This is a genomic window from Arthrobacter sp. NPDC097144 (assembly GCF_044762205.1).
Classification (GTDB): Bacteria; Actinomycetota; Actinomycetes; order Actinomycetales; family Micrococcaceae; genus Arthrobacter_B.
The window spans coordinates 243,419-263,518 of sequence record NZ_JBIWDW010000002.1; the positions used below are offsets into that span (position 1 = coordinate 243,419).

At 61.7% G+C, this 20,100-nt stretch carries 23 protein-coding genes and 3 pseudogenes; 18 read left to right on the plus strand and 8 right to left on the minus strand.

What is annotated here, in order from left to right; all coding sequences use genetic code 11:
• Nucleotides 1-332: 332 nt before the first annotated feature.
• From ACIQXM_RS04780 to ACIQXM_RS04795, 4 genes are all read left to right on the plus strand, one after another.
• Nucleotides 333-683 carry a VOC family protein gene (locus ACIQXM_RS04780; RefSeq protein ID WP_400928359.1) on the plus strand — a complete coding sequence of 117 codons (351 nt, stop codon included), beginning with the start codon at nucleotides 333-335 and terminating at the stop codon, nucleotides 681-683.
• Between the two features lie 621 nt (nucleotides 684-1,304).
• On the plus strand, nucleotides 1,305-2,315 hold the full coding sequence (locus tag ACIQXM_RS04785) for an NAD(P)-dependent alcohol dehydrogenase (protein WP_400928361.1): 1,011 nt from the start codon (nucleotides 1,305-1,307) through the stop codon (nucleotides 2,313-2,315).
• A gap of 58 nt (nucleotides 2,316-2,373) precedes the next feature.
• Nucleotides 2,374-2,706 (plus strand): ArsR/SmtB family transcription factor, encoded by a 333-nt coding sequence (locus ACIQXM_RS04790; protein WP_400928364.1) that lies wholly within the window; start codon nucleotides 2,374-2,376, stop codon nucleotides 2,704-2,706.
• Nucleotides 2,707-3,092: 386 nt separating this feature from the next.
• Nucleotides 3,093-4,607: a DHA2 family efflux MFS transporter permease subunit gene (locus tag ACIQXM_RS04795; protein WP_400928367.1), complete on the plus strand. Its 1,515-nt coding sequence runs from the start codon at nucleotides 3,093-3,095 to the stop codon at nucleotides 4,605-4,607.
• A 144-nt stretch (nucleotides 4,608-4,751) separates the two neighbouring features.
• Here ACIQXM_RS04795 and ACIQXM_RS04800 read toward each other — a convergent pair whose 3' ends face one another.
• Nucleotides 4,752-5,144 carry a MerR family transcriptional regulator gene (locus ACIQXM_RS04800; RefSeq protein ID WP_400928370.1) on the minus strand — a complete coding sequence of 131 codons (393 nt, stop codon included), beginning with the start codon at nucleotides 5,142-5,144 and terminating at the stop codon, nucleotides 4,752-4,754.
• A gap of 190 nt (nucleotides 5,145-5,334) precedes the next feature.
• On the opposite strand from ACIQXM_RS04800, the gene ACIQXM_RS04805 reads away from it, so the two are divergent.
• A complete protein-coding gene (locus ACIQXM_RS04805) occupies nucleotides 5,335-5,997 on the plus strand; it encodes a GNAT family N-acetyltransferase (RefSeq protein WP_400928373.1) in 663 nt (220 codons plus the stop codon).
• Here the strand turns inward: ACIQXM_RS04805 and zapE are convergent.
• Complete coding sequence (gene zapE / locus ACIQXM_RS04810) at nucleotides 5,984-7,066, minus strand: cell division protein ZapE (protein WP_400928376.1); 1,083 nt, start codon at nucleotides 7,064-7,066, stop codon at nucleotides 5,984-5,986. The genes ACIQXM_RS04805 and zapE overlap by 14 nt on opposite strands.
• A 61-nt stretch (nucleotides 7,067-7,127) precedes the next feature.
• The gene (locus ACIQXM_RS04815) at nucleotides 7,128-7,712 is read right to left on the minus strand and encodes a TetR family transcriptional regulator (RefSeq protein WP_400928378.1); all 585 of its coding nucleotides are present in this window, start codon (nucleotides 7,710-7,712) and stop codon (nucleotides 7,128-7,130) included.
• 276 nt (nucleotides 7,713-7,988) lie between these two features.
• On the opposite strand from ACIQXM_RS04815, the gene ACIQXM_RS04820 reads away from it, so the two are divergent.
• The 8 genes and pseudogenes from ACIQXM_RS04820 to ACIQXM_RS04855 all read left to right on the plus strand — a co-directional run bounded on the left by ACIQXM_RS04820 (nucleotide 7,989) and on the right by ACIQXM_RS04855 (nucleotide 12,933).
• A complete protein-coding gene (locus tag ACIQXM_RS04820) occupies nucleotides 7,989-8,432 on the plus strand; it encodes a nitroreductase/quinone reductase family protein (protein ID WP_400928380.1) in 444 nt (147 codons plus the stop codon).
• On the plus strand, nucleotides 8,429-9,169 hold the full coding sequence (locus ACIQXM_RS04825) for an SDR family oxidoreductase (RefSeq protein WP_400928383.1): 741 nt from the start codon (nucleotides 8,429-8,431) through the stop codon (nucleotides 9,167-9,169). Before ACIQXM_RS04820 ends, ACIQXM_RS04825 begins: the two co-directional genes overlap by 4 nt.
• Before the next feature lie 222 nt (nucleotides 9,170-9,391).
• Complete coding sequence (locus ACIQXM_RS04830; RefSeq protein WP_400928386.1) at nucleotides 9,392-9,829, plus strand: hypothetical protein; 438 nt, start codon at nucleotides 9,392-9,394, stop codon at nucleotides 9,827-9,829.
• A 271-nt stretch (nucleotides 9,830-10,100) separates the two neighbouring features.
• Nucleotides 10,101-11,031 (plus strand): annotated as a pseudogene (locus tag ACIQXM_RS04835) (NAD(P)-dependent oxidoreductase); the annotation flags it as partial.
• A 1-nt stretch (nucleotide 11,032) separates the two neighbouring features.
• A pseudogene (locus ACIQXM_RS04840) lies at nucleotides 11,033-11,878 on the plus strand (D-alanine--(R)-lactate ligase); the annotation flags it as partial.
• Nucleotides 11,875-12,543 carry a D-Ala-D-Ala dipeptidase VanX gene (gene vanX, locus ACIQXM_RS04845; protein ID WP_400928388.1) on the plus strand — a complete coding sequence of 223 codons (669 nt, stop codon included), beginning with the start codon at nucleotides 11,875-11,877 and terminating at the stop codon, nucleotides 12,541-12,543. The pseudogene ACIQXM_RS04840 and the gene vanX, both read left to right, overlap by 4 nt.
• Before the next feature lie 29 nt (nucleotides 12,544-12,572).
• Nucleotides 12,573-12,716, plus strand: a pseudogene (locus ACIQXM_RS04850) (UDP-N-acetylglucosamine--N-acetylmuramyl-(pentapeptide) pyrophosphoryl-undecaprenol N-acetylglucosamine transferase); the annotation flags it as partial.
• Between the two features lie 139 nt (nucleotides 12,717-12,855).
• Nucleotides 12,856-12,933, plus strand: a complete 78-nt coding sequence (locus ACIQXM_RS04855; RefSeq protein ID WP_400929509.1) for a hypothetical protein — start codon at nucleotides 12,856-12,858, stop codon at nucleotides 12,931-12,933.
• Nucleotides 12,934-13,017: 84 nt separating this feature from the next.
• Here the strand turns inward: ACIQXM_RS04855 and ACIQXM_RS04860 are convergent, their stop codons facing one another.
• Nucleotides 13,018-13,734, minus strand: a complete 717-nt coding sequence (locus tag ACIQXM_RS04860) for a DUF998 domain-containing protein (RefSeq protein WP_400928391.1) — start codon at nucleotides 13,732-13,734, stop codon at nucleotides 13,018-13,020.
• A 53-nt stretch (nucleotides 13,735-13,787) separates the two neighbouring features.
• Between ACIQXM_RS04860 and ACIQXM_RS04865 the strand changes: the two genes are divergently transcribed.
• A complete protein-coding gene (locus ACIQXM_RS04865) occupies nucleotides 13,788-14,414 on the plus strand; it encodes a TetR/AcrR family transcriptional regulator (RefSeq protein WP_400928394.1) in 627 nt (208 codons plus the stop codon).
• On the opposite strand, the gene ACIQXM_RS04870 is transcribed toward ACIQXM_RS04865, so the two are convergent.
• A complete protein-coding gene (locus tag ACIQXM_RS04870) occupies nucleotides 14,411-15,250 on the minus strand; it encodes a MerR family transcriptional regulator (RefSeq protein WP_400928396.1) in 840 nt (279 codons plus the stop codon). The two genes, ACIQXM_RS04865 and ACIQXM_RS04870, sit on opposite strands and share 4 nt — an antisense overlap.
• 212 nt (nucleotides 15,251-15,462) lie before the next feature.
• Here ACIQXM_RS04870 and ACIQXM_RS04875 point away from each other — a divergent pair, with 212 nt between their 5' ends.
• Complete coding sequence (locus ACIQXM_RS04875; RefSeq protein ID WP_400928399.1) at nucleotides 15,463-15,846, plus strand: cupin domain-containing protein; 384 nt, start codon at nucleotides 15,463-15,465, stop codon at nucleotides 15,844-15,846.
• 47 nt (nucleotides 15,847-15,893) lie between these two features.
• On the opposite strand, the gene ACIQXM_RS04880 is transcribed toward ACIQXM_RS04875, so the two are convergent.
• Complete coding sequence (locus tag ACIQXM_RS04880; protein WP_400928402.1) at nucleotides 15,894-16,235, minus strand: NUDIX domain-containing protein; 342 nt, start codon at nucleotides 16,233-16,235, stop codon at nucleotides 15,894-15,896.
• 101 nt (nucleotides 16,236-16,336) lie between these two features.
• On the opposite strand from ACIQXM_RS04880, the gene ACIQXM_RS04885 reads away from it, so the two are divergent.
• A complete protein-coding gene (locus ACIQXM_RS04885) occupies nucleotides 16,337-16,684 on the plus strand; it encodes a hypothetical protein (protein WP_400928405.1) in 348 nt (115 codons plus the stop codon).
• Nucleotides 16,685-16,880: 196 nt separating this feature from the next.
• Here ACIQXM_RS04885 and ACIQXM_RS04890 read toward each other — a convergent pair whose 3' ends face one another.
• Together ACIQXM_RS04890 and ACIQXM_RS04895 are read right to left on the minus strand one after the other, a co-directional pair.
• Nucleotides 16,881-17,654: an SAM-dependent methyltransferase gene (locus ACIQXM_RS04890; RefSeq protein ID WP_400928408.1), complete on the minus strand. Its 774-nt coding sequence runs from the start codon at nucleotides 17,652-17,654 to the stop codon at nucleotides 16,881-16,883.
• 79 nt (nucleotides 17,655-17,733) lie between these two features.
• Nucleotides 17,734-18,258, minus strand: a complete 525-nt coding sequence (locus ACIQXM_RS04895) for an AAA family ATPase (RefSeq protein ID WP_400928411.1) — start codon at nucleotides 18,256-18,258, stop codon at nucleotides 17,734-17,736.
• A gap of 40 nt (nucleotides 18,259-18,298) precedes the next feature.
• On the opposite strand from ACIQXM_RS04895, the gene ACIQXM_RS04900 reads away from it, so the two are divergent.
• Nucleotides 18,299-18,736, plus strand: a complete 438-nt coding sequence (locus tag ACIQXM_RS04900; protein ID WP_400928414.1) for an MmcQ/YjbR family DNA-binding protein — start codon at nucleotides 18,299-18,301, stop codon at nucleotides 18,734-18,736.
• On the plus strand, nucleotides 18,733-20,073 hold the full coding sequence (locus tag ACIQXM_RS04905; RefSeq protein WP_400928417.1) for a replication-associated recombination protein A: 1,341 nt from the start codon (nucleotides 18,733-18,735) through the stop codon (nucleotides 20,071-20,073). The genes ACIQXM_RS04900 and ACIQXM_RS04905 overlap by 4 nt, the downstream gene beginning before the upstream one ends.
• Nucleotides 20,074-20,100: the final 27 nt, after the last annotated feature.

The window sequence follows — 20,100 nt, forward strand, 5'->3', positions numbered from 1 at the left end:
TGCCACCGCTGGACCGGGCTCATATCGTTGCTGCTGATGACGTCTCCTTGTTGGTTGAGCCTGTGACGTGCAGTCTAGTCAGGCCGCTCAGGAGGCTCCGCCTTATTCTGCTGGTGCTCGCCCCACCATGCAGTGTCCTGAGCTGGGCCGGATTTTTGATTGTTCTCGCTCAGCAGGCTATCCCTGGTTGGATGATCTTTCCGGCGCCAAGTACTACGTCCTGCCACCGGCCAACAGCGATGGTTGCGGCTTTGCGCGAGATCAACTGCTAGCCGGCATCTCTGTATCGCGGTTTCGTTCCCTTTGAACCTGGGCGCCAATAGGGTGACACCATGACACTCACATTAGGCATGGTCACGATCAACACCGCAGACGCCGAACCGCTCGCCCGCTGGTGGGCCGAGCAAACCAACGCACAGATCACCCAGACCAACGAGGGCTGGTTCGTGGTCCTCGAGGGCGGCGGGCTGCCAGTGATGCTGGCATTCCAGAGGGTTGACGACCAGTCCGTCGCAAAGAACAGTATCCATCTCGATCTCGCTGCTCCCGACCTCGACGCCGAGGTCGATCGCTTGCTCACCGCCGGGGCGACCCTCGTCGAGCGCCGGGGCGAGAAAGACTTTCGCTGGGTTACGCTCGCTGACCCTCAAGGCAATGAGTTCGACGTAGCCGAGCACGTCTGAGTGCTGGCATACGCCCGCCCGACGTCGGTCATCGCCTCGGACACAGCAGCGGGACCAGTGGGAGTTACCCAGGACACCGTGTGACGATTTCGCATAACCCGTTGGGCTGGACAAACTTGACCCGGCCGTCTTGGTTCGAGGCTCCAGATGAGGCCGTGACGGTGGACCAGGCACCGATTCCGAAGGAGCCGACATGAATAATGATGCAGCTGATTTACTCGCCATCTTGATTCCGCTGGTCTTAGTTCTTTTGATAATTGCGTTCGTGCTTTGGAGCAACCGAAACAGGAGCATAGAGCGGAAGGCGGGGGAGCCTTGGATTCGAATAATTCGAGATAAACCTGACGAGGATCCAAACACGCGTCCCCGCTAGTGCCTTGCCACGCCAAACGCCGGAGTCTCCGTCCGATCACCACAGGTGCCGCCAGCGGTGCCAAGCCCCGTCCTTCGAGGCGCTCCAGTTCGACCGCGCATATCCGCAGAAGGGCAGGTGCTTCGGCAGGCCTCGGCTAGGGCGCGATATTTCGATGACGATCAAGTTTGATGTTCATCGAAGTAACACATATCGTTGTTGGTGCCGCCGCATCTGCCCGGAACTCCCCGACCTAAGATTGGACCCTCATGCGCGCTTGGACGCTTGACGATTTCGGCTTTGATAACCTCACCCTGCGAGACGTGGAAGTGCCTTCCCCCGGTCCCTGCGACCTCCTCGTGAAAGTGTCCGCAGTGTCCCTGAACTATCGCGACAAGGCTTTGGTAGAGGGCGTCTACGCACCCGAGAAGATGCCTAAGGGGCTCATTGTCGGGGCGGATTCCGCCGGCGTTGTCGCGGCCGTGGGATCCGAAGTGACGCGATACCGGGTGGGGGACCGCGTCACCTCGCACTTCTACTCGAAGTGGATCGACGGCCCCTGGGAAGAGGAGTACCCGGACTCGATGATCGGCGGACCGATCGACGGCGGCTTGGCCGAGTACATGCTTCTCCATGAAGAAAGGGTCGTGAAGAGCCCCGATTCCCTGTCTGACACCGAAGCCGCAACACTGCCCATTGCGGCTCTGACCGCATGGTTCTCCTTGTTTGAACACGGACACCTCGATCCTTCCGGCAGTGTCGTTGTCCAGGGGACCGGCGGGGTATCCATGTTCGCCATCCAGATCGCCTCGGCGCTGGGGGCACGCGTCATCGCCACGTCCAGCAGCGATAAGAAACTCGCCACGGCCCGGTCACTGGGTGCGACGGACACGATCAACTACCGCACGACGCCCGATTGGGCTGCGAAAGTACTCGAACTGACCGGCGGGAAAGGCGTTGATGTGGTCGTCGACGTCGCAGGAGGTGACGGCCTCAATGATTCCGTCAGGGCAGCGAAGGCCGGCGGTGTGGTCGCTCTCGTAGGCTTCTTGTCGGGGCAAACCTCAAACCTTGACGTCATGAACGTGCTCTTCCGCCAAACAACCATTCAAGGCGTCGCTGTGGGACACCGCCGCGCCTTCGAGGAACTCGTGGCCTTCCTTGATGAACACCGGATCAAGCCCGTCCTGGACTCGGCCTTCCGCTTCGAGGACGCAAAAGAGGCCTATGACCGCCTCGCACAAGGCCCCCTCGGCAAGGTCGTCATCGAGATCGCATAAAGGCCTGCATTGGGTGGCGACGGTACCATTGACTTTTGACCAGTAACAGGAGGACGGTATGGCACGAGCAGCAATCGATGACGAACCCGCCGTCGTCGACATGCGTTTTCCCCGCATCCTCGAAGCCGTCGCCGACCCGATCAGGCTCAGTATCATCTCCCAGCTCGCCGCCGCGGAAGCCGCCATCAGCTGCGGCTCCTTCGACCTGCCGATCAAGGCATCCACGGCCACTCACCACTTCACCGCGCTCCGGCAAGCCGGAATCATCCATCAGTACTATGTGGGCACTTCGCGGATGAACACCCTCCGTGCGGACGATCTCCAGCTCGCCTATCCCGGCTTCCTCACCGCAGTCATCAACGGGGCACAGAGAGAAGCCCGCACCGGCTAGACCCGTCCAGCCCCCTGGAATTCCAAGCCTGCACCCTCGCTGTGGACAACATCTTGACGGTGCTGGTAGCTAGACGGTGGTGCGACGACGACGACCGCCAGATGCGCCCGGATCCTCGGCCCGTGCCAGGAGTCAGAAGTGAGCCGGCCTCGCCGGCGTCGAATCCGATGTCCTCCACTAACGCCATCGCAGCGCGTGTTCTGGTCACATTGACCTCAACGGCCTTGACCTTACCACTAGTGAGAAGGTTGCACGATAGACCTGTGAGTCCTATTGCCGCCCGGCCTGTTTAGAGGCGTTGTTGTGCGCTCGGACTCACGCCCTTACCCAGGACGTACTCGGGACAGGTCCCGTCGTCGAACCCATTTCACCAGCAGGAGAGCCACATGGCGGCAACTGGCCCGCACAAATCCACATTGGAAGCCGCTCCCCAAGGGGCAGCCGACAGCACCCGGGCAACCCCGTCGGATGACCGGATGGCACCGGGCGGTGCGATGATCATCGGGCTGCTGATGGTCTCGACCTTCGTCGTCCTACTCAACGAGATGATGCTCGGCGTGGCCCTGCCGACCCTGATCAGCGACCTGGACATCACCCCGACGACCGGTCAGTGGCTCACCACCGGGTACCTGCTGACCCTGGCCGTGCTCATCCCTGCCACCGGGTTCGTGATGCGCCGCTTCCATACCCGAATCATCTTCCTGACCGCCATGACGATTTTCCTCATCGGCACGATCATCGCAGCGACCGCTCCGGGCTTCGGAGTGCTCTTCTCCGGCCGGATCATCCAGGCAATCGGTACCGCAATATTTCCAACCCTGCTCATCACGACCACCATGCGACTGGTGCCCGCCGCACGCCGCGGCCGGATGATGGCACTCGTCACCGCGGTTCCCGCCATCGCACCGGCCGTCGGCCCCGCCGTCTCCGGCCTCGTCCTGTCCCAGCTGTCCTGGCGGTGGCTGTTTATTCTCATGCTGCCGATCATCGTCGCGACGCTGGCTCTTGCCGCCCTCAAGCTGCGGAACGTCACCACTCCTGAGCGGGCAACCCTGGATGTGCTCTCCCTGCTACTGTCCGTCGTGGGCTTCGGCGGGCTGGTCTTCGGACTCGCATCCATCGGCGAATCCGTGGCAGGTCACGCACCCGTCGCCCCCTACATTCCGATCCTGATTGGCCTGATCGGTGCGGCAGCATTCGTTCTCCGGCAGATCCGGCTGCAAAAGCGCGGAGACGCGTTCCTTGACATGCGGATCTTCCAGACGAGCGCCTATGTCCTGCCGGCGACCGTAATGGTCTTCGTTGCGATGAACGGCTTCGGCGTGGTTCTTATCATGCCTCTTATCCTCACCGCGGTCCTTGGGCTGGACACCCTGCAGATGGGTCTGTTCCTCTTCCCCGGCGGAGCGATGATCGCGATCGTCTCTGCCCTCGGCGGACGGATCTACGACAAGGTCGGGCCGAAACCCCTGGCCATTCCCGGGTCGATGATCTGGGCGGCGGCCATTTGGTTCCTGACCACCATCGACGAGAACACCAGCCTCTGGCTGGCCCTGGGTACGTACCTGGTGATCACCGGAACACAAGCCATGATGTGGGCCCCCATGACCACGTCGGCACTCGGTGCTCTGCCGGCCAACCTGTACGCCCACGGCACCGCAGCGTTCTCCACCGTCCAGCAGCTCGCCGGCGCCGCAGGAGGTGCGATCCTCATCTCCGCCTTCACCATCGGAGCGAGCGCATCCGAAACCGGAGCACTCAATGCCACCCAGAGCATCGACGCCGGACAGGCCGCCTTCACCGTCGCCGCGATCCTCGCCCTCGGAGCAGTCCTTGGCTCGCTCTTCGTCAACAAGCCCGCACCGGTCCCGGAAACGTCCGATGCCCGGATGGAGCAATAACAGCGGTCATGCGGCACTTGGGGCTCGACTTGGGTTGAACCACAGGCACCAAGAGGTGGAGACCGGGCGTTTTAGCCAGACTCTTCCGTCCCCGTCGTCGAGGCATCCAATGCGTAGTTACTGGCGCTGATATCGCGAATGCGGCTAGCTGGCCCGCGGTGTCTGGCGCGAAGAGCTCGCAGCATGGTCGATTGCTTCAATGTACCGGGTGATGGAATCACGGTTGTGGATGAGGAAGTCGATCTTTTCTGTCATCCGGTCTCGCTCTGTGACCAGGAGATCCCGCAACCCGGGCTCTGCGTGCTTCACGACGATGGTCTGCGGCTGGTCCAGGCACGGAAGGATGCTCGAGATGATCCGCGTCGGTATCCCGGAATCCACCAACCCGCGGATCTTCCGCACCCGGTCGACCAGATAGTCGTCATACGTCCGGTATCCGTTAGCCAGCCGGCGCGGGGAAATCAGGCCCTGCTCCTCGTAGTACCGCAGCATGCGAGCAGGAACCTCCGTCTTCTTCGCCAGCTCACCAATACGCATATAACTCTCCTCCATCACCTGTCTACCTGATTTGACCTTCACACTAATGTAAATGTTGAGTCGGATAAGTCACTGCATGTCACCATGTCGCCCGGTGGGCCGCCCGCGATGGCATCCCTCACCGGGCCGCGCCCTTGAGGTTACGGATTTCGAACCGGATCAACGTCACAACGCCTGGTTAGGATGAGGGGTGACCAGCCTAGCCACCTTGTGGCCACCCTTCGGATTAGTTCTCTCAACTCCACGTTTGGTTCTGCGACCGATCCAAGATGCGGACTTGCCCGCTGCCGTGGAAGCCGCGGAGGCCGGCATCCATCCGCCAGGGCAGATGCCCTTTTCCCATCCGTGGACCGAGGCACGCCCTGAAGATCTTCCCGCAAACTCTGCACGGCGAATTTGGCGGGCACGTGCAGAATCGACACCGGAGAAGTGGTCACTCCACTTCGGAGTCTGGAGAGGCAACGACTTTGTCGGGTGTCAGGACTTGAGTGCCGAAGGGTTTGGCACTCTCAAGACAGTGTCAACGGGCTCCTGGCTCCGCCAAGATGCTCAGGGCCAAGGCCTCGGCAAGGAAATGCGAACAGCAGTCCTCCTCTACGCATTCGATTGGTTGAAGGCGAACACTGCTGTCTCCGAGGCAGCAGTCTGGAACTCGGCTTCTCTGGGTGTGTCAAAATCTCTGGGCTATGAACCCAATGGGATTTTCAGGGAATCATGGAAACCTGCGGAAGTAACAGAGGTTCAGTACCTGCGCCTTAGCTCAGAAAGGTTTATACGGCCTGCCTGGAACCTTGATGTGAGAGGACACGAACGTTCCGCAGACTATCTTGGGATTCTCCTTAGCGACGGCTAGATTTACCCCAGAGTTGAGGCCGGTGCTGTGTCTGTAGTAGCTGTAATCGGCTCATCATTCTGAAGGCGTCGGGTCGGTTCTGCGTGGTGGCCCGGAACTCCTCGAGAGTGAGGGGGGACCGTATGGTTGTTCGCACATCGGCGTCACAGAGAACGTCGATGACGTTGATAAGCCTCTGTTGCGCCTCCGGGTCAGTGTCGGCAAATGAGGGCAGATCCAGTAGCACCCAGTGATTGAACTGCTGCGCCCAGCGCAGATACTCCACGGACGAAGTCTGCGCCCCGCATAACTGCTCGAAGGTGATCCACAGTTCGGTGCCACGATGTGCAACCACGGGGAATCGCCTGCTGCCCGCTATCAACTCCACAGCGTCGGATGCTTGAGGGTCCTGCGGGGTGTGGCGGTCCTGCTGAACGCTGGGGTCCGGGCTGATCCATCGCCCACTCCTGAATCCAGTGACCGATGATTGCGGCCTGGCTCTGTAGTCTTCCGTTCCCTCGAGCTTGATGATGTCCATGTTGGTCTGGATCAGTTCGATGCCTGGTTCGAACAGGTGATGCCAGATCGGATTGGGCAGCAAGGACGCGGGGGCGTAGTTGGAGCTTGCGAGAAGGACGACGTTCGCGGCGAAGAGTTGTCTCAGGAGCCGGGTTAAAAGCGCGGCGTCGCCAGAGTCATGGACATGAAACTCGTCAAAGTACAGGAGTTTCACACCGTCAGTGAGCTCACGGACAGCACTCTCGACGGCGCTGGTTTCTCCCTGGTGTTCATGGATGCGGCCATGAAGTTGATCAAAGAATCCGTGGAAGTGGACTCGCCGTTTCGACTGGATTGGGAGCGCACGGAAGTAGGCGTCGAGCAGCCAGGATTTACCGCAGCCGGCCTCACCCCACACATAGAGACCCCGGAGCTGGGCCCGCCTCCACCGGGATGCGAGCAGATCCTCACTGAGTCCGAGAAGCCTGTCCCGTACGAGGACTTGAGCATTGTCTAACCGAAACCCAGCGCTGGCAGCAGACTCCTCGATAGCTGCTGCCAGGTCAGTTCTTATGCTTTTGCTCCTCGCCACAGGGTAGATTATGCCCCTCTTCGGTGTGTGCCTAGGCGCGGTCGACTCAGTGACGTCGCGGTTAGCGAGCGGATGTGGAGAACGCTCCGCGCACAGTCTTTACGAGCGCGCTTTTCCGACGTGTGTGCACTGTTTCGGGATCGTTTGCGCTGGCTGCGATGAGCGGGCTGGCCGGGGACCATGCCATCGACATGGCCGTCACGATTGAGAGGATGTCCTCTGGGGCAAGCTCGGGGTCGATGTCGCCGGCTCTCTGGCCTTCCCGGATCGCGTCGGTCTTTTCCCGGTTGTGGTCCTTGCCGTCATTGTAGAGGTCGCCGACGGGGCGGCGTTCAAGGCGTGCCCATGTGGTGAGACGGACGACTTCCGGGTGGGCGAGGTATGCGTCGTACAATTCGGCGGCGTAGCCCGGGAGGTCGTCTCCGCGAAGGGGGACGGAGTTGATCATCCAGCCAATGTGCTCTGCGTAGACCGCGTCGAAGAGAGCGTCCTTGTTGCCGAAGTAGCTGTACATCTGGGCTTTGTTGGAGTTTGCCGCGGCAGCGATCCGGTCAACCCGGGCCCCGGCGATCCCATACTGGGCGAACTCCACGGAAGCGGCGTCGAGGATGCGCCGCATGGTTGCTTCGCCCTTGGTCGTCGTCATCCCACCAGCCTAACTACTAACTAGTTCGTTTGACGAAGTGGAATGTCAGGGCTATGTTAACTACCAACCAGTTAGTATTTTTTGAGGATGAACGCCATGAAGGCTGTTCATAAAGACAATGTACCCGCGAGATCACCACCTACCGCAACATGTTGCCGCTTCCATGGAACACGAAACTCGGGAGGCTCAAGCAGCCGAATGGACCTGACCGTCTAACCATCTATTCCGTCCTCGCTCTGCCCGGAAGCCCGGTGCGGGCACTCTCAAGGAGCAACCGTGGCCAGCACCACTGAAATCCTCGCAGCGCTGAACATCAGCCGCGATTCGACGGCCTGGCAGCGCACCGTCGATATCACCACGACCGGCGCACGGTCCGGGAAAGCCCGCCGAATAGAGATCTGGTTCCATCACGTCTACGGGCGGTGGTACCTCAGCAGCACCCCGGCACGCCGCGACTGGTACTTCAACCTGCTGGCGAACCCCGAGTTCGTCTTCCACCTCAAACACGGCATCCGGACCGACCTGCAAGCGACCGCCGTACCAATCACCGATCCCAGCCAGAAGCGGACGATCTTCGAGTACATCGTTGACGACTTCAACCAACCCCACAACCCCGCAATAGTTCACCAGCCACAGCACGTCGAGGACTGGATGACCGGAAGCCCCCTCATGGAAATCGTCTTCACCGACATCCCCACAACAACGGAGAACTCCGCATGACCACGAACACAACCACCCGCACCGCGATCGTTACTGGCGCATCCAGCGGCATTGGCCGCGCGACTGCCACCGCCCTGGCAACCGCCGGCTTTAACGTCGTCGCAATCGCCCGCCGCGCAGATCAGCTCGACAGCCTCACCATCGATTCGGCCGCCATCACCGCATTACCGCTAGACCTGACTACAGATGGAGCCGCAGCACAGGCGGTCCAGCACACCCTCGCCGCCTTCGGCCGCATCGACGTTCTCGTCAACGCTGCCGGCTACGGTGCGAATGCTCCCTCGGAGAGCGTCCCGCCGGCTGAATGGGATCGACTGTTCGCGATCAACGTCAACGCGGTAGCGCACCTCACCTCCGCCGCACTCCCACACCTGCTTGCCTCAGCCCGCGATAACCAAGTCGCTGACGTAGTCACTATCTCTTCGACCGCCGGGCTTTCCGCCGAGCCCGGCGCTGCCGCCTACAGCAGTTCGAAATTCGCAGTGCGGGGCCTCATGGAGGCCTGGCGCAAAGAATATGCCAGCCGCGATATCCGGTTCTGCACCATCTATCCGGGCGCCGTCGTCACCGAATTCGGCAAAGATCAACAATTCATCCGAGACTGGTACGCGACGATGAAGACCCAGGGCGCCGTCGCCCACCCCGACGACGTCGCCCGCGCCGTGCTCTTCGCAGCCACCCAGCCCGCCCACGCGTCCGTCTCCGAACTCACGCTGCGGCCGACACGGCAGATCTGAGGCCACGGGAGCACCAAAACATACGAGAACGATGGAATTAGCGACACCGGGGACTGTGATGGGCCACGCCAGGAGAACCCGTCTCGTTGTCCGTGTCCGGGGCGGCAGATCTGCATGGGTAGTCCCGTCGAACAGCCGTCGGACCTGTTCACGCCGAATGGCTTCAGGGAACGCCTGCGCAGCAGGGCGGACGTTCCTAGGCACGAGGGCCTAGGATCGAGAATGACGTCAACTCGTGTAGAGGAAAAACGTGCGCGCCGAGCACTGCTGCTGCTTCCAGTCGCTACCCTTTCCGGCGCTGTGCTCGGTCCCCTTCAATACCTGCTCTTCTACTCGGCGTCGGACTCACCCGAGGTCACCCTCGGCGTTGCCCTGACGTCGCTGGCCGCAGGTGCGGTTTTGGGGGTGTTTATCGGAGGAATAGCAGGAGTCGTCGGCTACCTTCTCGCCGGCAGCCGCCATGGCGTCAGGGCTTCGGCTCTCGGGGTGACACTGACCGTCGCCGTGGTCTGGGCCCTTATCCTTCACCCCGACACAAGTTCGACTATCACCGTAGGGCTAAGCGACCTCGTGATACCGGCGTGCACAGCACTCGCTGCAGGACTCTTCATCCTGACCTTCCTGCGGACTCCCGACCACGGCGATGCCCGTGGCAATTGACCTGACCAGCAACGGCCCTTTGGGTGCGTGAGGAACAGCCAATGGGGGAGCCGACGAGGCTGACGTCCAAGTCAACGCTTTGGCTGTTACGCGGAGGGAATGGCTTTTAGGACTGGGAGCGAATTGGTCTTGCCGCTTGCTTTCGTCTCATCTCACCAAGACTTGTCCTGTCTCATCAGCAAGCAGATAACCCCGCCTTGCGCCGAGTATATGGTCCGTATATCAATAACCGCATACATGCCCGCAACAACCTCTTGGCTTGACTGGAGGCATGACCTACAGCGAACCGGCGCGGCCAGCAACACGACCTGGCGTCCTGCCTGCATCTCCTTCCTCATCTTTCGCGGCCGCCCCCGGCGCAGCAGGCGCCGTTGTCCAACAACTCGGCATCACTGTCTATGACAGCGGGCAGGACGAAACAGCCCTGTTCCGGGAGATGGGCCCAACCTGGGGCGTGACGCCGACTGTTACCAGCGCACCGGTTGGGGAAGAAGCGTGGGATACGACCATATTGACATGGACTATGCCGAGCGCATCGGACTTCGCATAGGCAACGTCGCCTATTCCCCGGATAGCGTGGCTGATCACACCCTGATGTTGATGCTCATGGCGATCAGGCACGCCAAACCCACTATCCAGCGCAGCGATCTTCACGATTACCGGTTGAGCAACGTACGCGGGAAAGAGCTTCGGGACCTGACCGTCGGAGTAGTGGGAACAGGGCGAATCGGCACCGCCGTCGTAGAAAGACTCCGTGGTTTTGGATGCAAAACACTGGCCTATGACAGGCGCCCGAAAACACCCGCAACCTACGTTCCCCTGGATGACCTGCTGCAGCTGAGCGACATAGTGACGCTGCATACGCCATTGAGCGCGGACACCCATCACCTCCTGGACCGCCGACGGATCCAGCAGCTGAAGACGGCGCCGTCGTTGTCAACACCGGACGCGGCTCCCTTCTTGACACTGATGCCCTTCTTGCAGAAATAGAAAGCGGCCGGCTCGGCGGTGCGGCACTGGATGTTATCGAAGGTGAAGAGGGGATTTTCTACGCTGACTACCGCGACAAACCGGTTGAAAACAAACACCTGCTGCGGCTGCAGGAACTGCCGAACGTGCTGGTCAGCCCCCACATCGCGTACTACACCGACCACGCACTGCGCGACACCGTAAAGCAATCAATCATCAATTGTCTGAAATTTCGGAATTACCCGGAGCGGCGAGTGGAGGTCCTGCGACGGCCCGGATACCGGCTGGGAGAAAGGCAACGGCAAGGCTGTTGTATTGTCCCCGGATCGAAGTCTCCGGGGACTGCTTGTTTTGGACCAGGGGAAGTACGAGTCCATTGACGTGGACGTGGTGTTTCCCGTCCTGCACGGCAGGCATGGCGAGGACGGCGCGATGCAGGGTTTGCTGGAACTCACCGGCATCCCTTATGTGGGATGTGACGTCCAGAGTTCCGCGCTGTCCATGGACAAGTCCCTTGCCTATGCCGTGGCCGGAAGCGCAGGGATTGCCACGCCCGGGTTCCGGGTTGTCCCGCCGCAAAGCACCGTTGATCCGGACCGGTTTACCTACCCCGGCGCTGTGGAAACAGCGCGGCAGTATGACTCGAAGGTCCTCATCGAAGAGGCCGTCGTCGGCAGTGAAGTGGGATGTGCCATCCTGGGTGACAAAATGGAACTGAGGGCCGGTGAGGTGGATCGGATTGCCCTGTCCCACGGGTTCTTCAGGATCCACCAAGAAACTGAGCCTGAACGCGGTTCGGACAACTCAAAGACGATTGTTCCCGCAGACATCACGCCGGAATCCCGTGCACTGGTCCAAGCGACCGCAAAGGCCGTATACCGACCGCTGGGATGCACCGGGCTGGCACGAGTGGACCTGTTCCTTAAGGAGGACGGAAGCGTGGTTCTCAACGAGGTCAACACCTTGCCGGGGATGACCTCATACAGTCGCTATCCGCGAATGATGGCGGCGGCAGGACTGCCGCTGACCGAAGTCATTGACCGGGTCATTTCGTCGGCCTTGGCAGGGGATAAACGATGAAGGCTGACTTCGTTTTCGTTGATGAGTGTGTTCCCGGAATCCGGTGGGATGCCAAATACGCCACATGGGACAACTTCACCGGCAGACCCGTGGAGGGATATCTGGCCAACCGGATTGTCGGGACCAGGGCTTTGTGCTCAGCGCTGGAAAGCGTGCGGCGGCGGGCTGCATCCCGCGGTTTCGGGCTGCTGCTGTGGGACGGCTACCGCCCGCAGCGTGCCGTGGATTCGTTCCTGCACTGGTCGAAAAAACCAGAGGACGACGCAACTAAGCGCCGCCACTATCCAAATGTTTCCCGAGCGGAAATCCTCGAAAGAGGATACGTAGCCTCCAAGTCCGGCCACAGCCGGGGCAGTACCGTCGATTTGACCCTGTACGACCTGGCTACCGGTGACCTCGTTCCCATGGGCGGCGGCCACGACTTGATGGATGAAATTTCGCATCACGGAGCGCCCGGCATTACCCGGGCCGAGACCAGCAACCGCCACACGCTGCGTTCGCTCATGGAGGCCTGCGGCTTCAGTTCCTACGATTCCGAGTGGTGGCATTACACCCTGAAGAACGAACCCTATCCGGACACTTATTTCGATTTTCCCGTTACGGATCCGCTTCCATCAGACGAGTTTCGAACGACGCCCAGGTCCCTTGCCGCACAGGGTGCCTAGGCAAAGTTCTCCAGCGAAAAGGATTGCTGATGAGCGTTTCGATAGTAGTGGCCGGCGGGTACTCCGCCGGTCACATCGAGCCCGCACTTTCGGTTGCCGACCCATTTCGCAGGCTCGAGCCGGATGCGGTGGTCACCGCGCTGGGCACAGTCCGAGGCCTGGACACCCGGCTGATCCCGGGCCGTGGATACCCGCTGGAGCTGATTCCGTCCGTGCCCCTGCCGCGGCGCAGGCCGACGTCGTCGTCGGTTTTGGCGGCTGCGTTGCGCTGCCGCCTACCTGGCCGCCCGGAAACAAAAGGTGGGGATTGTGGTGCACGAAGCCAATGCCCGTCCGGGAATCACGGATAGGGTCGGTGCGCGGCTCACGGCCAACGTGCTTACCGCATAGGAGAGAGGAAGCGCTCTTCGTCTTCGCGCCGTCGTAACCCTCTTTCCACCGCCCGAGGCGCCGGGGGCCCGATTTATCGTCGGCTTATGCACCCTGGGACGTTGCCGGCGCGGAACGAAGAATCGCTTCTTGGTTTGAGATGGTGCTCCGGTGTCCGAGTGTCGTCATCAGCAGGATCACGCCCAGCACGGCGCCCCATACGGTGAGGGTATCGAAGGCGAGGCGCTCGGTAACGCCGAGGCCCAGTGAAACCGCCGGACCACCACTGATCGCATCGATGAAGAGACCAAAGCCTGCGATTGAGAGTGCGAGGCTCGCCAAGGTCAGGGCTGACGCCCATCGTGCTGCCGTGCTGCCTTTGAGTGCGTAGGCGAGGAAGGCCATTCCGATCCACTGCATCAGGGCCTGGGCAAGGGCCACAGCGTCATGAGTCCCCGGGTAAACATCCCAGGCCAGGAAGCCGACCAGCATCACAAGTACACCGCCCGCTGCGAGGAATGACATCGCGGCTTTCCCTGTCCGCTGCCGAGGCCAGGCCGACCACAGAAGGATGGCTCCGACAGCCATGAGGGCTCCGTTGGCAACCGTGGAACCGTTGGCCAGCAGATGGCCGGGGGAGCAGATGTAACGCTCAACGCGCGTGCCGGCGTCGAACGTCCTGCAAGCGGTCACGCCGAGATCGCTGATGAAATTTGAGGACCAGGAGTACGGGTTTGGCCACTGCGCGGCCGCAATTACCTGAGCCGGAAAGGTCAGCAGGCACAGAGTCCACAGCGCGGCGCCCCAACGAAGTCGTGTCATGCCCCCGAGCATACAATACGAACGTATGGTTTGGTTCGGAGTAATCTCGAATCATGACTTCGGCGGGCGCGCAGCGCATTCTTACGGCTGTGCAGGACATTCTGGTGGAGCGGGGCCTTGAAGACGTGACGATCCGCAATGTCGCTGCAGCCGCCGGCCTCTCGATTGGCGCTGTTCAGCATCACCATAAGACGAAAGACGATTTGATCATGGCGGCCATGAACGAGGTCTCCAGGAACTTCATCGAACGGGTGGGCTCCGCAGTGCACCCGGAGGCATCAGCGCGGCAGAATCTGGGCGCGGTGTGCAGGATTCTCGGAGGGGTGGACGACGAATCCCGCACCGCTTCGGTCATTTGGTTGTCCTACGCCTCGAAGGCGACAACCAGCAGTGCAGTTGCCAGCGCCCATCAGGCATCCTGGCGCCTTATGGAAGAAGGCCTGACAGCTCTGCTCCGGCAATGGAATCCGGACCTCGCCCGGGATGACGCCGCCACGCTCATGGCGCTGCTCGACGGCCTAGCCATCGCCAGGGTAACCGAGACCGACCGGATGACATCCGAGCGGGCTCAGCGCCTCATCGACCAATACCTCAACGGACTTGAGCCTCCGTCCGGTCAGGGATCCTCGAAGGACTCGCCGGACAACGGCTTCATGGCTCAGGACACAGACCTTACTTAGGACGCGGTTGACTCGTGGGCGGCGAGTTCTTGGACCAATTCCATGCAACGCAGTCGGGCCGGGGAGTAGTCGTAGGGCATCATTCCAATGGCCTCGATGAGGCTCACGCGCTTTTCCCCTCTGCCAGCGTCCTGGCCCGCCCCGTCCTCACCTTCAGCTGCGGTAACTGGGTGTAATGCCCCCCAAGAGTCGAAGAGTGCTTCGTCGCTCTGCGCCAGGCCGGAGTCCTCAACGACGGCGTCCAGCACCAGTTCGAGGGCATGCCGTTTGGCAGCCACCTGTGCCACGCGGGGATCGTCGACGGCGACCGTGTCATCGAGTGCCTCTTCGGCGGCATCAACGCGGTCGGATTCCTCCCGCAGACCCGGGTGGGTGGCCAAGGCGATGTAACGGCCGGCATTGACAGCCGCACCGAGCGGGCCGAAGATCCGTTCCATGACCAGCAGGTTGTCCACGTCCGCCTGGCGCAGCAAGCCCTCGGGCAGGCCCTTGAGGCGATCGGTGACGAAGTCAGAGAGTAGACCCATCTTTCCCTCCGGGGTGCGCATGCACTGCACGACCGCGTCGTCGTGGCCGCTGGAGGAACCGGCAGGAGCCGCGTCAGCGAAGGCGTCATGGATGTCGTCCGGGGCGATCCCGGCGTCGACCATCTTGTGGATCCACAAGAGCCGGATCATGTCTTCGTGGCCGTATCGGCGGCGGTCGTCACTGCCTCGCGCCGGCTCGGGGAGCAGGCCAGTCTTGTGGTAGTCACTGATCGCATGTGGTGTGATGCCGACGAAGGATGCCGCGTCATCGATTCCGACCTGACGCGGCGGAGTAAGGGACGGATGCATGAGCGGGCCTTCCTAGCGGGGCGTGAGTCCATAGGACCACATATCGCTATGGAAGGTGAAACCCCAAATATCTCACCGCCGGAACCTCAACCGCCTGGCCCGCGCAGCCGTATTTCGAACATAGCCAATCCATACCCCCAGAGATTAACGAGGCATCTACCGTCGGTGGGATCGATTCGTTGTAGGCGCGTCCTTGGGCCGATGATGAACCCATGACTTCTCTCCACGGAATCGATGTCACCGCTGAGCTCCGGCAGGTCCATGCTCATTGGACCCCACGGGTCATTGGGCGCGTGAACGATCAGTACGTGAAGGTCGCGAAGCTGCTCGGTGAGCTGGTCTGGCACACCCACGACGCGGAGGACGAGATGTTTCTCGTCATCTCCGGTCGGTTACGCATCCAGCTGCCCGATGCTGAGGAGGTCGTACTCACGCCTGGCCAGTTCTACGTCGTTCCCCGCGGGGTTCAGCACAATCCGATCGCGGACGAGGAGGTCGAGATCGTACTGATCGAAACCGTCAGTACCGAGCACACCGGCGACGTCGTCGTCGAGGGCACCGTTCCCGTCGTGAGCCAGGTCGGCGACTTCCGCTGATCTACACCTAAAACTTCGCGACTGAACGTGTGCAATAAGGCGATCCCTCAGGGCGAAACGCTCAGCGCGCGCTTGATCGAAGGCCAAAGCGTGTCCAGCCTGGCAACCCAGGGATCTGCCATTAGGCCCGCAGTCAGCCGTTGTTCGACCACCTCCGGTATCACCCACTCGGCGGCTATGACTTCGCTGCGCTGCAGAGCCAGCCGCAGATTCGACCTCACACGCGCGACGTAGAAGTCCAGAAGAGCTGATGTCTCGACGAACCGGCCAATTGGTGTCAGTGCGGATGGCTCCACATGTAGACCCGATTCCTCCCGCAGTTCCCGGCTCGCTGCATCCGCACCCGATTCACCAGCCAGAGCACTTCCGCCCGGTGTGCATCGCGTCATTGTGCCATTCTCGACGACCAGTCAGGGAAACGTCTCGGGAGTCTCATCCCAGGTCTCGCGGGCGGGGGTGGGGTCATATTGTTGCCTGACGGGAATTACTGATGAGCAAGCTCTTCCACGAGGTACCGGTTCCTCGTTTCGATGAGCTTCTTCAGATACCGGGCGAGTACAAGCTTCTCAACGACTCGGCCCAGCGCGCCCAAGGGTGCCTCGAACTCGATCCGGTCGGTCATTGTTGCCATTCCGGCGACCTGACTGAATTCGTGAACGTGCCGAAATCGCCGGAACGGACCCTTGATTTGCTGATCCACGAAGTAGTTCGGCGCTTCCATCTCGGTGATTTGGCTTGTCATGCGCAGCGGGATGCCGAAGTGCCAAGCTCGCCACGTCACCTGTTCTCCCAGAGCAATCAAGCCCGTAGTGGCGCCCGCAACAGCTTTCTCTCGTGATTGGGCCATGGAACTCACGTGCGCATCGATGCTTCGGGCACGGTCAAACAGCTCTAACTGGGATGTGAACGCTTGAGTAGTGCACTCGAAATAGACGGCCATCTCACTAGTGTCGCAGTCCATCCAGTGTTGCTCACCTTGGCATGATTACGAGCGCCGTCATGCTGATGCAGTGAACGTGAGTTGCTGTGGACTCCTATCCCCGGAGGCAGAAATACGCCATCCCGAGGACGCCCCGGTAGCCCTCTTCATAGGCAGCGCGCTGTTCCTCATATTGCCGGCGGACCTGCCCTGCGTCGGGATGGTCGGCATCATGTGCTTCCAGCCAACGGGTAAACCGGTCGCGATATCCGGCCTCGAAGACGTCCCACTCCTGAATGGTTGCAAGGCCGTCCTCCACCACCTCGAATCCAGCGGCGCGGATCTGCCCGCGCAATGCATCTGCGCTCAGGTACTCGTCATCACGTCCAGCCAGAGGGGCGGTAGCAGCCGGATGGGGTGGTGCTGACCAGATCGCCTCGCCGTAGACGAGTCGGCCGCCGGGGATCACCAGCGCTCGAAGAGCGCGCAGAGCTGCGGCGTAGTCGAGCGGCTGCGCGTCCTCTACCGGCGGCCCCCAGATCTGGCTCGCGCCGATGCAGATGACGGCGTCTGCGGGGCGATTCTGGGCTTCTGCTCCGGGCGTCGAATCAAACGTCGCCCTGTTGAGCAACCCGCGAGCCAACGCCTGCTGTCTGGCCCGGTCGATGGACGCGGGAGCACTGTCCACTCCGCGTCCGTGTGCCTGCGGGGCAGCCGTCAAAACCCGAAGCAGCAGTTCGCCCCATCCGCAGCCCATGTCCAGAACCTCGGCCGGTGCCGGGTCGGACAGGAACGCCACGAGGTGTGCGGCACGTTCCTCGGAAAGCGGGGTCAGCCAGGTCAGGGACTCATGCAGGGGCGGCAGCTCAAGCGCAGTGTCGTCGGTCATTCTGTGATGTTCTCACGCATGGAAGCGACTGCTGCGGATATGGAAGCTCTGGAATCCTTCTTCCGTGACGCGAGTGGTCTCAGTGGCCAAGCACCGAATCCGCGATCTGCCGTGCGGCCTGGTTCGCGGTGATGTGCGTGTTGTCGATGACCTTGGCTGCATCGTGCAGCCAGGTACTAGCCGCCTCGGCGTAAGGCTCCACGTATGCGAAGCGGAATGTCGAGGGGCCGAGAACCTTGTCATTCTCTATGCGGTCACGGAGCGTCTCCTGGTCGGTGTGGAGCACGAAGTGCTGGATCGGTATGCCGTGCTCTGCCAGGCCACCGCTGATCTCCCGCCAGTAACGCTCGACCAGGACGGTCATCGGCATCACAAGTGTTCCTCCTGTGTAGTCGAGTACGCGCCGAGCGGTTTCGACAACGAGGGCCCGCCACGGATCCCAGTGCTGGAAGTTGTCGGTGGCAGGAAGTCCCGGTTTGATGTCCATCAGCACCTCACCGACCTTCTCAGCGTCGAGGACGCGGGAGTGGGGCAGCATTTGCTGCAGGAACACGCTCGTTGTTGTCTTTCCCGCTCCGTGGGTGCCGTTGAGCCAAATGATCATGGAGCGAACTCTAGTGCCAGCCTGATGCGTAGACTCGTACGTGTCAGGGCAGTTTCCCGGGGCCAGTCCGCAGCAGCGGTTTAGGGCGGACAAGGAGGTCTTCAACGTGCAGGGCAAGCGATGGGCGCTCTCCGGGGCTCGGCTGCAGCAGATTGCCCGCGAAACAGCGGTGTCGCTCGACGATGTGAGCCACGGCCGTCCGTTTACCCCGCATCTGGATGTGTGGAAGGTGCGGGACAAGGTCTTCCTCATCATCACCGACGACGACCCTGATCTGCAGATCATCACCGTGAAAGCCGACCCGCATTATGGGGACGCACTCCGCCGCGACCATGAGTCGATCACGCCCGGGCATTACCTGGACAAACGGCACTGGATTTCCATTGGTCCCGGCACCGGTATCACCCCGGAGCTGGTCGAGGACCTGGTCTACACGTCCTACGACCTCGCCGGCGGCCGTAAGGCGGAACACTCGTGAACCGCACGCCATCCCTGTTCGACGTCGACGACGTCTCGCGGCCCCTGGCTGACCGGCTTCGTCCCCGCACCCTGCGCGACGTCGTCGGGCAGGACCATCTGCTCGCACCGGATGCTCCGATTGGCCGGATGGTGGAGGCGCACCGGTTGGCATCGATGGTGTTGTGGGGTCCGCCGGGGTGCGGGAAGACCACGATTGCCAGGCTCCTCGCAGAGCAGACCGATCTCGCGTTCGAACCGCTCTCCGCTACCTTCTCCGGCGTGGCTGACCTCCGGAAGGTGTTCTCCGCGGCGCAGCGCCGACGTGAGATCGGTCAGGGCACGATGCTGTTCGTCGATGAGATCCACCGGTTCAACCGCGCCCAGCAGGACTCGTTCCTGCCTTATGTCGAGGACGGCACCATTGTCCTCGTGGGCGCGACGACGGAGAACCCGAGCTTTGAGTTGAACGGGGCGCTCCTTTCCCGGACCCAGGTCTTCGTGTTGAAACGCCTCGACGACGGCGCACTGGAGACCCTCATCGCCCGCGCCGAGGACCTCCTCGGCGCACCGCTGCCGCTGACGGATGATGCACGGCAGGCGCTGGTTGCGATGGCGGACGGTGACGGCCGGTATCTGCTGAACATGATCGAGCAGGTCCATGCCCTTCCGGGGCCCGTGGACGCTGCAGCGCTTGCTGCGGCGGTGCAGAAACGGGCACCGCAGTATGACAAGGGGCAGGAAGGCCACTACAACCTGATCTCCGCGCTGCATAAGGCCATGCGCGGCTCGGACCCGGACGCGGCACTGTACTGGCTGGCGCGGATGCTCGACGGCGGGGAGGATCCTCTGTTTATCGCCCGCCGCATCACCCGGTTCGCAAACGAAGACATCGGCATGGCCGACCCTCAGGCGGTGCAACAGGCCCTCGCAGCCTGGGACGTGTACGAACGCCTCGGCTCGCCTGAAGGCGAACTCGCCATCGCGCAGGCCGTCGTCTATCTCGCAACCGCACCGAAGTCCATCGGGGTGTACCGCGCATTCAACAAGGCGCGTGCCGCAGCGAAACGAACCGGGTCGCTGATGCCGCCGGCGCACATCCTGAATGCCCCGACCCGGCTGATGAAAGACCTCGGTTACGGCGACGGATACCAGTACGACCCCGACACCGACACTGGATTCTCCGGCGCGAACTATTTCCCCGAGGGCATGCCCAGGGAAACTTTCTACCAACCCACCGCACGCGGATACGAGCGGGCCATTGCCGAACGGCTGGCCTATTGGGCGCAGCTCCGGGCAGCGGGCGGATCGTCTGAACCGGATCCCCCCGCTGCCTCCGCAAAAGGACCAGACGCCTGACCAGCGCTCCAGCAGACCCGGTGCCCG